The sequence below is a fragment of the Methylobacterium sp. E-045 genome, assembly GCF_022829685.1.
GTDB lineage: Bacteria > Pseudomonadota > Alphaproteobacteria > Rhizobiales > Beijerinckiaceae > Methylobacterium.
On sequence record NZ_JAKSYE010000134.1, the window covers coordinates 118,758 to 130,277 of the forward strand.

The following is an 11,520-nucleotide window of genomic DNA, read 5'->3' on the forward strand; positions in this document are numbered from 1 at the left end:
CCCATGGCCGATACCGAGACCATCATCCTCGAAACCACCAAGGGCCGCATCGTCATCGGGCTGCGCCCGGACCTCGCCCCCAACCATGTCGAGCGCCTCAAGACGCTCGCCGGGCAGGGCTTCTATGACGGCGTTCCGTTCCACCGCGTCATCGACGGGTTCATGGCCCAGACCGGAGACCCGACGGGCACCGGCTCGGGCGGTTCCGACCTGCCCGACCTGAAGGCGGAGTTCAACGACGAGCCGCATGTGCGCGGCACCTGCTCCATGGCCCGCACCAACTTCCCGCATTCGGCCAATTCGCAGTTCTTCCTCTGCTTCGGCGATGCCCGCTTCCTCGACAAGCAGTACACCGTCTGGGGCAAGGTGACCGAAGGCATGGACGTGGTGGACAGCCTCAACAAGGGCGAGCCGCCGCGCTCGCCGGACAAGATCGTCAAGGCCACGGTCGGCGCCGCCTGAACCGACACGCCCGTCACCGAAAAGGGCGTCCGCGCGTGACCCGCGCGGACGCCCTTTCTCGTTTGGACACCTCGCTCTCGCGCGTTACATGAAAACCGCTGTTTTCCTGTAACGCGCGGATACGAGCCATGCCGTCCATCGATGCCGCCGCGCAGACGGTGTTCGCCGATCTCAATCAGCGTTGCGCCGATGCTGAGTTCGACCGCGACTTTCCCGAGAACGGCAAGTTCATCAGGCGCACCATCAAGGCGCGCGAATACTGGTATTATCAGGGCTACGATGCCGCCACCGGTACGAAGTCGAATCGCTATGTCGGCACGGTGGCGGATGCCGAGACGACACGGCGGGTCGAGGCCCATGACCGCCAGCGGATCGACTACCGCACACGCATCGACGCGGTTCGCATGTTGCGAAGCGCAGGGTTTCCGGCGGCGGACGCGCTGACGGGTCGGGTCGTCGAACGGCTGGCGCAGGCAGGCTTCTTTCGCCTGCGCGGCGTTCTGGTGGGCACGGTCGCGTTCCAGACCTTTCCGGGCCTCGTCGGAGAGCGCCCGACGAGGGCGCTCAGGACCGGCGACATCGATCTCGCCCAGGATTACGGCATCTCGGTCGCGATCGGAGAGAGTATGTCTCCCGTCCACGAGGAACTCCAGGCCGTGGATGCAAGCTTCCGGCCGGTGCCGAACCTGTCGCGACCGGACCACACGAGCGCGTTCGTGAACGCCAGCGGGTTTCGAGTCGAGTTTCTGGTCTCGAACCGCGGCTCCGACGAGGTGACCGGTGCGCCCGTCTGGATGCCGGCCCTCGGCGGCGTCAGCGCCCAGCCACTGCGCTACCTCGATTTCCTGATCAGGGACCCGGTCCGCTCGACACTCCTCTATGCCGGTGGGATCTCCGTCACGGTGCCGGCTCCCGAGCGCTACGCCGTCCACAAACTCATCGTGGCGAACGAGCGGACCGAGCGTGAGAAACAGGCGAAGGACCTCACTCAGGCGGGCTTCCTGATCGAAGCCCTGGCCCGGACCCAGCCCGTCGCCCTGGCGGATTCCTGGATCGAGGCGTGGAACCGAGGTCCGTCCTGGCGCCGTCATCTCGAGACCGGCCTCGCACGCCTCAATGAGGCCGGGCGCCTCAGCATCGCGCGAGCCGTGGGGGCACATGGCGCGATGCTCGGCTACGACCCGACACGGGTCGGGTTTCCCGCATTCCCTCCGTAGCGCCCTACGCACCCTTTTCTCTGCGTCGCGTCCCCGGCGTCGGTCTACCGCGCGTCAGCCATTGCGTCGCCCGTGTCGCCGGCCGCCTCGGTCGCGGTTCCCGGCGGGAGCACCACCACTTGAGTGCCGATCTCCACGCGGGCGTAGAGGTCGTTGGCGTCCTGATCGATCATCCGAGTGCAGCCCGACGCGACGGCCTGGCCGATCGTGTCGGGTTCGAGGGTGCCGTGGATCCGGTATAGCGTGCCCCGGCCATCGCGCCGGAGATAGGCGGAATCAATCCGCGCCGTATCCGCTGCCTCCACCGAAAGGGGCTACGACGTCAGGGCGGCATAGTCGGTGGGGGAAGCGTCATTGCCCCGCCTCCGGGCGAGATCCACGTCGATGCCCGGTCCCACGACACAGCCGCCTAGGACGAGAAGAGTCGTCGCCTGTGTCAGGATGGTGCGGATCGACGAGAGGGGGAGGGTCACGATCGCTGCAGGGAGAGGTCGTGCAGGCTCGGTCCCGTCCGGGTCGAGTCTATGGCCAGGCGTGGCCTCGGCCGTGGCCGATCCACATTGGCACCGGGGCATCGCTCGCCTCCGGCAGGCCTTCGTCATCGCCCGGTCCACACCACGGCGACGTGCCGCGCTCCGGCGAGAAGTCTCCGCGCGCGCGTGACGCGGCGCTAGCGGATCAACCATGTCCCGGTATAGGCGAGCGCCGCCAGATAGACGGCCTGACCGTCCTCGTCCGTCACCAGGACCGTGATCGCCTGGCGCTCGCCATCCTGCGGCACTTCGTCGGCGGCGACGGCGGGAAGCAACCTCTTGGCCTCGAGGACGGCGGCTTGCAGGTCGGCGCAGTGAACGCCCTCTTCGTCCCGCTCGTTACGGCCGTCGTTGATATCGAAGTAGTAGCGAGGCACAGCGCTCTCCGCGCGTCGAAGGCGGGAGCACATATCTGTCTCTCAGCGCGGAAGGCCGGGTAAGGACCGCGATCATTCAACCTTAAAGCGTCGGACCGGGAAAAGCACTCGCGAGCTCGGGGAATTTCTCGCACGGTCCTCAACCGGACGTTTCAGACCGCATCGACGTCTTCAAAAATCCCGGGGTCGCGGGTCGTTGTCCGGAACATCGACCCCGCTTCGGATCTCCGCCCTCGTCGGACGGCCCGGTCCGATCAGGAGACTTTCAGACGATCCTCCGCGATCGCCAGATCCTCCGGCGTGTTGACGTTGAGGAACGGATCGACCGGGTCCGTCGCCCAGTCCACCGCCGCGGCGCCGTGACGGCGGAGGAACGCGCCGACGCGGCGCTCGCCGCGCCCGACGAGGGACGCGCGAAGGTCGTCCCGCAGGGACACGGCCCAGAGCGCCACGGTGAAGTGCTCCCGCCCGGCCGAGGACGCCATGGCGATGGGTGCGCCGGAGAGACCGGCCCGGAGGCGGTCCACCAGGTCGAGGGGCAGGAACGGCGCGTCGCCCGTGACGCTGGCCACATGCGTCGCGGAGGGGTGATGCACGGCCGCATGGTCGAGGGCGGCGAGGATGCCGGCCAGAGGCCCCGGATGGTCGGGCACCCCGTCCGGCACGATCGGACCGGGGAACCCCGCGAACCGGGTCGGGTCGCCGTTGGCGTTGAGGAGGACGCCCAGGCCGCATTGCGGCGCGAACCGCTCCACCACCCGGTCGAGGAGGGTGCGCCCCGCCAGGAGTCTCAACGGCTTGTCGCCACCGCCCATGCGGCGGGACAGGCCGCCGGCCAGGATCACCCCGAGGATGGGCGCCACGCCGGGTTACTCGATGACGATGCGCGGCGCGGCGCGGGGGGCCGGCCCGCCGGTGAGGTTGGCCCAGAGCTGCGCGGCTATGCCGCGATAGACCTTGGCATGCGGCCCGTCCGGGTCCACGGCCACCACGGGGCGCCCGGAATCGGAGGTCTCGCGGATGGTCATGTTCAGGGGGATTTCGCCGAGGAACGGCACGTCGAGCCGTGCGGCCTCGTCGCGGGCGCCGCCATGGCCGAAGATGTGCGAGGCATGGCCGCAATTCGGGCAGATGAAGGTCGCCATGTTCTCGATCACGCCGAGGATCGGCACCGAGACCTTGCGGAACATCGTCACCCCGCGCCGCGCATCGATCAGCGCCAGATCCTGCGGGGTCGAGACGATCACGGCCCCGGAGAGGGGCGTCGCCTGGGCCATGGTGAGTTGAGCGTCGCCGGTGCCGGGCGGCATGTCGACCACGAGGATGTCGAGTTCGCCCCAGGCGACCTCGCGCAGCATCTGGGTGATGGCCGATTGCACCATCGGGCCGCGCCAGATCATCGCCGTCTCCGGCTCGATCAGGAAGCCGATGGACATCACCTTGATGCCGTAGCCGTCCATGGGCGCGAGCAGGCGCTCCTCGATCACCTTCGGCTTGCCGGAGAGGCCGAACAGCTTCGGCACCGAGGGGCCGTAGATGTCGGCATCGAGCAACCCGACCTTCAGCCCCTGCGCGGACATGGCGAGGGCGAGGTTGCAGGCGGTGGTGGACTTGCCGACGCCGCCCTTGCCGGAGGCGACGGCCACGATGTGGCGCACGCCCGGCAAAGCAGGGCCGGTGCGGGGGGGCGCCGGCCGTCCCGGCTGGGGCGGCGTCGGCGCCGACGCCTGCGCCGGCGGGGCGGGCTGGTTCGGGCCACGCTCCGAGGTGAGGCTCGCGAACACACCGGAGACGCCCGCCATGGCCAGGACGGTGCCCTCGGCCCTGCGCCGGACCGGCTCGAAACGCTCCGCCTCGCTCGGGTCGATCAGGATCGAGAACATGACCCGGTTGGTGGGATCGACCACCACTTGCGAGAGGCGGCCCGATGCGGGCAGCGTGGTCCCGCCGGCATCGACGGTGACGGCGGACAGCGCCTTGAGCACGTCGTCGCGAGTAATGGCCAAGATGGTTCTCCAGGCGAGGCAGGCGGGCACGGCGGACCGGACGCCCCCCTGCATGTAACCGACGAAGGCGAGAACGCCAGACCTCTTGCGGTCTCACCCCTCCAATATGCGCCAGACGCGTGGATTCAGCGCCGCCCCGGCGGGATGGCGATGAGGTTGCACTGCTCCATCGGCCCGCGCACGACCGAGCCGTCGCCGCGCCGGTACGTCCCGTGCCGGAGGTGCCGGCATCCGGGCGGCCCGGGGAGCCGCCTCACCCGCTCCACATGGACGCTGCCGTAGCGCCGATGGGAGAAGTCGTGACCGCCGATCCGCACGCCGGAGCCGAAGCGGACCTGCGCCGCGACCGGCGCGGTGAGGACGGGGAGGGCGCAGGCCGCGCCCAGGAGCAGTTTGAAGATGATTAAGCCAGGGATTCCCCGGATCGGGACGGGCAGAGACATTCTTCCTCTTCTTCCTCCGGTGCTGAACCAAGCGGGCCGTGGCCCGTTGTGAGTGCAGCCTTCAGGGCCGGCCCGCGACCGGGAGCGCCGCGCCCTGAGACGAACGACAGACCTTCAGGAGACCCGTTTCATGCATCAAGGCAACCACCGCGACCACGAGGGCGCGAAGAAGCTGTTCGATCTCGTCAAGGACATCAAGGTCGCGATGATGACCACGGCGGATCAGGACGGGAAACTCTACAGCCGCCCGATGTGGAGCCAGGACACCGACGAGAACGGCGACATCTGGTTCTTCACCAAGCTGCACTCTCCGAAGACCGCCGAGATCGGCAAGGACAACCAGGTCAACCTCGCCTATTCCGACCCGTCGAGCCAGACCTACGTCTCCATCGCCGGCAAGGCCGAGATCGTCACCGACCAGGCCGTCGTCGACGACAAGTGGAGCGAGAGCATGAAGACCTGGTTCCCCAACGGCAAGGACGACCCGGAAGTCGCGCTCATCCGCATCCATCCGGAGAAGGGCGAGTATTGGGACAGCCCCAACGCCACCGCCCTGCACATCTTCGGCTACGTGAAGGCCGCGCTCACCGGCGAATCGCCGAAGACCGAGACCAAGAAGGTCGATCTCGCCTGATTTTATAGATGGGTCGGACAGGAGGGCGGTCATCCGAAGCGGGTGGCCGCCCTTTTGGTTTGTCCACGGCACGGCTCCCTCTGCCGAACCCACATAGGTCGTGAGATGCGCAGGCCTCTCCTCCCCCTTGTGGGGAGGGGATCCGTGACGAACCGTGCCGTACTTCGATAAGGAGGGGGTCCGAACCAACCGGGCGGCCTGCGGTCCCCGCCGATCACGAGGTGCGCGATTGACTCGCGCCCGCGGCCCATGCGCTTTTGCCGGCGAGCGGGCGCCCGGTTCCCGCGCCGGATCCGTCCCGACCATGCTCGATCTCGCGACGCGGGTTTACAACCACAATTTCAAGATCGACCCGATCTTCCGGTCGCTGCTCGATACCGATTTCTACAAGCTCCTGATGGCGCAGACGATCTTTCGCCGCCACCGCGACGCCGACGTGACCTTCGGCATCCAGAACCGCAGCCGCTCGGTGCGCATCGCCGATTTCGTCGATGTGGGCGAACTGCGCGAACAGCTCGATCACGCCCGCACCGTCCGCCTGAGCCGGGGAGAATCGACCTGGCTGCGCGGCAACACCTTCTACGGCCACCGCCAGATGTTCTCGGCCGATTTCATGGACTGGCTCGAAGGGTTCCGGCTGCCGGACTACGAGCTCGAGGCGCGCGACGGGCAATACGTCCTCACCTTCCACGGCCCCTGGATCGAGACGACCATGTGGGAGGTGCCGGCGCTCGCCATCCTGAACGAGCTGCGCTCGCGCGGGATCCTGCGGGCGCTGGGCAAGTTCGAGTTGCAGGTCCTCTATGCGCGGGCGATGACCCGGGTCTGGGAGAAGATCGAGCGCCTGAAGGCCCTGCCCGACCTCTCCATCGCCGATTTCGGCACCCGCCGCCGCCACGGCTTCCTGTGGCAGGATTGGTGCGTCGAGGCCATGCGCGAGGGCCTGGGCGAGGCCTTCCTCGGCACGTCGAACTGCCTCATCGCCATGCGCCGCGAGGTCGAGGCGGTGGGCACCAACGCCCACGAACTGCCGATGGTCTATTCCGCCCTGGCCGAGGACGACGCGGCCCTGGCCCAGGCGCCCTACGACGTGCTGCGCGACTGGCAGCAGGATTACGCCGGCAACCTGCTGGTGATGCTGCCCGACACCTACGGCACCACGGGGTTCCTTGCCCGGGCGCCGGACTGGATGACCGCCTGGACCGGCATCCGCATCGATTCGAAGGACCCGATCGAGGGCGGCGAGGAGGCCATCGCCTGGTGGGCGTCGCGCGGCTGCGACCCTCGCGACAAACTCGCGATCTTCTCGGACGGGCTCGATATCGGGACGATCGAGGCGATCCACGCGCATTTCCACGGGCGGATGCGCATCGGCTACGGCTGGGGCACCCTGCTCACCAACGACTTTCGCGGCCTCGTGCCCGATCACGGGCTCGATCCGATCTCCATCGTCTGCAAGGTCATCGCCGCCAACGGCCGCCCCACCGTGAAGATCTCCGACAATCCGTCGAAGGCCATCGGGCCGGCGGACGAGATCGCCCGCTACAAGCGCGTCTTCGGCACCGGCGGGATGGCGGAGATGCCGGTCATCGTGTGATGCCCGGGCATTCGGGAGACGGGCGGCGCGCCGTCCGTCTCCCCTGTCAGGCGCGGAGGAAATCCGCGATCAGCGCCGGCGCGGCGGCGTCGAAGCCCACCACGTCGAGCATGCCGGCATCCTCCGGGTCGGCGATGCTGAAGCCGTTGGAGACGAGCCCCACGACCACGAGCTTCGCGTCGATTCCGGTCTTATGCCGGTACGCACGCAGGGCCTCTACCGGATGGACCGGCCCCGCCCACGTCTCCGAGTCCGTGTAGACCACGAAGGCGTCGGCCCGGACGTTCCGCTCGAGGGCCCAGCGCATGGGCAGCGAGCAATCCGTCCCGCCGAAGGGCAGGTCGGCCGTGGCCGCCACCGCCGCGTCGAGCCGCATCGACGGCCCGATCGGCAGCGCGGTCAGCGCCGTACCCTCGTTCCAGCGCCGGCCGGGTCCGGCCGTGAAGCCGACGACCTGCCAGTGCTCCTCGGTGGCCGCGGTGACGAGCGCCATGGCGGCGGCCGCCTCACGTGGGGTGAGGGAGGAGCCGGCGACACCGCCCGTCGCCATGGACCCCGACACGTCGAGGGCCAGGACGAGACGCTTGCCCGAGGGCGTCACCGAGGCGAACGCCGTGTAGAACGCGGCGTTCAGCGCCTCGACGATGGCCGCCACCGGCTCCCAGGAGAGCCGGCCGCGCTCGCCGCGCCCCGAGGCGTAGGTCTTGAGCGCCAGGAGCAGCGCCATCGGGTGGAGGCGCGCCTTGAGGATGCGCTCCCGATCCGACAGCACCGCCCGGACGTGCTCGGTCCCCTCCGAGAAGGGGGCGAGCACACCCAAAGCCGTGAGCCGCCCGAGCTGACGCACGAGGGCTCCCACCGGCATGCGCTCGATCAGCGCCTCGTTCACCGCCCGGCTCGTCATCAGCTCGGTCGGCAGCGCCTCCCACGGCAGGCCGTGCGAGCGGATCATCGCCGCGGCCGAAGCCCCGTTGACGCCCGGCGCCTGCACCGAGGCGAAGGCGTGGACGAGGGCCGGCGCCGCCTCGGCGAGGGTGCCTCGGCAGATCCAGTCGAACAGGGCGGCCCGATCCGGCTCGCCCGTCTCCGGATGGGCGAGCCGCAGCAGGTCGCGATGCGACCAGCCGTTGCGCGACCGAACCTTCACCGCCTGGTAGGCCAGCGCCTCCACCGGGCGGGCGAGGTACCAGCCGGCCACCGCGCGGCGCAGGCCGCGGCCCCAGCCGCGCATCGCCTCGACGGCGGATGCGAACTGGAACAGATGCGTCCCCGTGCGGCAGACCCGCGGAAGGGCGGCCAGGGCGGCCCGACGGGTGGCGAGGGCATGCTCGCCCTCCGCCGAGGCGGCGAGCGCCAGGGCGAAGATCGCCGGATCCTGCTTCGGAGCCCGGCCGGCCTCGCTCACCGCCACGATGGCGGCGACCACGCGCGGCCCGTCTTGCGCGAGGCAGCGGAGCACGGCCTGCGCATTGTCGCGGGTCAGGGCGACGGGGCCGGCATAGTAGGAGCCGCCCTCGGAGCCGAGCACCAGGAAGCGGTCGAGCCGCGTCCAGTCGCTCACCGGGAAGGCATGGCCGCCGGCCGAGTTCGGCACGGTGCGGGGAATGGGCTCCGACTGCGGATTGCGCCGGAGCGAGAACAGCTTGGCATAGGACATCTTCGCTCGCTCCTTCCTCCACGGGGCCTCGTGCCCGGTGGTTCGTTGGGGCCGCGCGGGCATGGGACCGAGGCAGGATAGTCTTTCGCTCTACCGACTGAGCTACGGGCATCGCTGCCCGGCGGGGTTCGAACCCGCGACCTAAAGATCCGATAACCCTGCCGTCTCGGCCCGCGCGGCCGATGGGGTGATCCGCTCGCCGATCCGGGTCGGCCATGCGGGCATGTGTTCGGGGGACGGTGCCATGAGCTTCGGGACCGCGGCGGCCCCGGCGGAACTCGAATCCGCACCCTCCGCGGGGCAAGGCCCGCGGCGCTCTACCGATAACCGTCCCCTCCCGGCCCGCATGGGCCGCCGGGTTCCGGCGCGGTCGCTCGGACGCGAGCCGGCAGGCCCGCGCCGCGCGGAAGCGACGGAAACGTTAGCGATGAGGAAATCTCGGTGATCACGGCCCTGTGGCCGCGCGGACATGGTCGAGGCGAACGGATCGGCCGCGAGGCCGTCGGGGGGTCGAACCCCAGGGCTCAAGAGCCCTTCATCCCAAAGATAACCGTTCGTCAGCGGCCCGCGCGGAGCGCCGGATCAAAGACGGGTCGGTCGCCGGCTTTCGCCCCCTAGACGGGCGAACGCGGCGACTTGGCGGTCGACTTTCTTCATGCGTTGCTCCGTCCGTGGCGGGGACCGAATGGCGAGGGACGCGGACGTGTCGAACGGGGCTCGGGACGTTTCACGTGACAGGTGATAACCGAGCCCCCGCCGGCCCGCGCCGGTGAGTCAATCTGGTCTGCCGGTCATGAACGAACGAGGACGACTGGGCTTCGAGGCCCCCACGGCTCGCCACCGTGGACGTCGATAGGGGTGCGATAACCCTCGATCACCGGCCCGGCAGGCCGATGGCGGGGTGATTAGAGTCGGGCTCCGGTCCAGTCAAGCCGAAACTTGAAAAATCTTACAGTTCGGTCCATCTCCGCAGCATGATCACATCCGCACAGATCCGCGCCGGGCGCGGGCTGCTGAAATGGACGCAAGGGACGCTCGCGGCGCGGGCCTCCCTCTCCGTCGTCACCCTCAACATGATCGAGAGCGATCAGGTCGCCCCGCGCATCCGCACCCTCGACGCCATCCGGTGCGCCCTGGAAGGGGAGGGCGTCCGCTTCATCGGCGACGCGGACGAAGGGTTCGGGGTGATGCTGCGGGCGCAGCCGCCACGGGCCGCATGAGCCGCCGCATCGATGTCGACGCCGATCTGGGCGAGGGCTACGGTGCGGAGCCCCTCGGCGACGGCGAGGCGCTCATTGGGGTCTCCACGATGACCCCGTACCAGCCGAGCCCGGCATAGGTCTCGTATCCGGGGGTGCGATGGAACGCGGTCAGCGCGCCGGACGCGGCCTCGCGATCGCCGCCGCTGGCGCGGTCGCCCGGCTGGAACGCCAGGATCTCGGTGAGGAGGCCGCGCCGGTCGGACGCGGCGAGGACGCGGCGCTGGGCGTCGACCAGCAGCACCCGCGTCCGGTCCCGATCCTCAGGCGCCACGCGCACGCCCTCGACGATGGACCGGGCCTGGGGCTCCCAGTCGAAATGGACCGCCAGCACGCCGATCGGCCGCGCCCGGCCCCTGCCGCCGTCGCGGACGCTGGCGCAGTAGGTGGCCACCTGGGCGCCTCCCAGACGCGGCTGACACGCCACGTCGGCGGCCACGTAGGCGTCGCCGTCCGGCAGGCCGGCCGCCTTCCTGAACCAGGGTTCGTCGGACACGTCGCGGCCGATGACGTCGCCGTAGCGCTCCGGCCGTCCATGGGCGATGACCCGTCCGTCCATGCCGCAGAGCCAGAGGTCGAGATAGACGGTGTAGGCCCCGAGGATCACGGCCAGGCGCTCGGCGGCGTGGGCGACCGTGTCCGGAGCCGGATCGGCGGCGCAGGCCACCAGGGTCGCATCGGTCGCCCACCAGCGCACGTCGCAGGTCCGCTCGTAGAGGTTCCGGTCAATCAGTTCGACGGCGTTGAGGGCGAGGTCGATCAGCCGGTCCTTGCGCGAGCCCTCGGCGAGGGTCTCGACCTTGGACTGGACCGCGGCGATCCGGTCCGACAGTTCGACTTCGAGAGCCCGCGAGATCGTCTCGACCTCGGCGCCGATGGCGCGGACCTCCTGCGCCACCACGGAGAAGCCCCGTCCGGCCTCACCGGCCCGCGCCGCCTCGATCAGGGCATTCAATGCCAGGATCTTCACCTGCCCGGTGATGTTCTGGATGCGGCGGCTCTTGTCCGATGAGATGCGCTTCAGCTCGGCGATTTCGGCCGCCACGCCGTGCAGACTGGTCGCGTCACGATCGTCCTCGCGACGCGCCGACGGATCACCCTGTCCGAAAGCCAACCCGCTCATCTGTCTACCGATCGCCGAACGATCCATCATCGAATGCTGTGAAACGCCTAAGATTTCACTAAATTTGCATCATTGTGCACCTGAATCACAACAAGACCGGCTCGTTTTCACACCGGCGATTGAGGACCTGCCGGATTATACTGAAATTCCCGATCTTATTGCAGAATGGAGCGGCCTTCATGCGTCATGTCCCCCTGGTCCGGTGACCGGAT

General features: G+C 69.1%; 13 protein-coding genes. 5 read left to right on the plus strand and 8 right to left on the minus strand.

The genetic code is table 11. The annotated features are described in order from the left end of the window. The first annotated feature begins 3 nt into the window (after positions 1-3). A complete protein-coding gene (locus MKK51_RS26290; RefSeq protein WP_243982687.1) occupies positions 4-462 on the plus strand; it encodes a peptidylprolyl isomerase in 459 nt (152 codons plus the stop codon). Positions 463-590: 128 nt separating this feature from the next. Beyond that, positions 591-1,679: a GSU2403 family nucleotidyltransferase fold protein gene (locus MKK51_RS26295; protein WP_243982689.1), complete on the plus strand. Its 1,089-nt coding sequence runs from the start codon at positions 591-593 to the stop codon at positions 1,677-1,679. Positions 1,680-1,723: 44 nt separating this feature from the next. Here the strand turns inward: MKK51_RS26295 and MKK51_RS26300 are convergent, their stop codons facing one another. From MKK51_RS26300 to MKK51_RS26325, 6 genes are all read right to left on the minus strand, one after another. Further along, positions 1,724-1,984: a L,D-transpeptidase gene (locus tag MKK51_RS26300; protein ID WP_243982692.1), complete on the minus strand. Its 261-nt coding sequence runs from the start codon at positions 1,982-1,984 to the stop codon at positions 1,724-1,726. A gap of 9 nt (positions 1,985-1,993) precedes the next feature. Continuing rightward, entirely contained in the window at positions 1,994-2,152 is a 159-nt protein-coding gene (locus MKK51_RS26305) for a hypothetical protein (protein WP_243982693.1), read from the minus strand. A 197-nt stretch (positions 2,153-2,349) separates the two neighbouring features. Then, positions 2,350-2,589, minus strand: coding sequence for a DUF6894 family protein (locus MKK51_RS26310; protein WP_243982696.1), 240 nt, complete (start codon positions 2,587-2,589; stop codon positions 2,350-2,352). A 254-nt stretch (positions 2,590-2,843) separates the two neighbouring features. Then, the gene (mobA, locus tag MKK51_RS26315; protein WP_243982700.1) at positions 2,844-3,452 is read right to left on the minus strand and encodes a molybdenum cofactor guanylyltransferase MobA; all 609 of its coding nucleotides are present in this window, start codon (positions 3,450-3,452) and stop codon (positions 2,844-2,846) included. Positions 3,453-3,458: 6 nt separating this feature from the next. Next, positions 3,459-4,595: an Mrp/NBP35 family ATP-binding protein gene (locus tag MKK51_RS26320; protein ID WP_243982701.1), complete on the minus strand. Its 1,137-nt coding sequence runs from the start codon at positions 4,593-4,595 to the stop codon at positions 3,459-3,461. Positions 4,596-4,720: 125 nt separating this feature from the next. Continuing rightward, positions 4,721-5,038, minus strand: coding sequence for a hypothetical protein (locus tag MKK51_RS26325; protein WP_243982703.1), 318 nt, complete (start codon positions 5,036-5,038; stop codon positions 4,721-4,723). Between the two features lie 130 nt (positions 5,039-5,168). On the opposite strand from MKK51_RS26325, the gene MKK51_RS26330 reads away from it, so the two are divergent. After that, positions 5,169-5,672, plus strand: coding sequence for a pyridoxamine 5'-phosphate oxidase family protein (locus MKK51_RS26330; RefSeq protein ID WP_243982705.1), 504 nt, complete (start codon positions 5,169-5,171; stop codon positions 5,670-5,672). A 304-nt stretch (positions 5,673-5,976) separates the two neighbouring features. Continuing rightward, positions 5,977-7,269: a nicotinate phosphoribosyltransferase gene (locus MKK51_RS26335; RefSeq protein WP_243982706.1), complete on the plus strand. Its 1,293-nt coding sequence runs from the start codon at positions 5,977-5,979 to the stop codon at positions 7,267-7,269. Positions 7,270-7,315: 46 nt separating this feature from the next. Here MKK51_RS26335 and MKK51_RS26340 read toward each other — a convergent pair whose 3' ends face one another. Further along, positions 7,316-8,926, minus strand: coding sequence for a TROVE domain-containing protein (locus MKK51_RS26340; RefSeq protein WP_243982708.1), 1,611 nt, complete (start codon positions 8,924-8,926; stop codon positions 7,316-7,318). 974 nt (positions 8,927-9,900) lie between these two features. Here MKK51_RS26340 and MKK51_RS26345 point away from each other — a divergent pair. Further along, positions 9,901-10,146, plus strand: coding sequence for a helix-turn-helix domain-containing protein (locus tag MKK51_RS26345; protein ID WP_243982709.1), 246 nt, complete (start codon positions 9,901-9,903; stop codon positions 10,144-10,146). Positions 10,147-10,183: 37 nt separating this feature from the next. Here MKK51_RS26345 and MKK51_RS26350 read toward each other — a convergent pair whose 3' ends face one another. Continuing rightward, positions 10,184-11,308: a methyl-accepting chemotaxis protein gene (locus MKK51_RS26350; protein ID WP_243982717.1), complete on the minus strand. Its 1,125-nt coding sequence runs from the start codon at positions 11,306-11,308 to the stop codon at positions 10,184-10,186. Between the last annotated feature and the right edge of the window lie 212 nt (positions 11,309-11,520).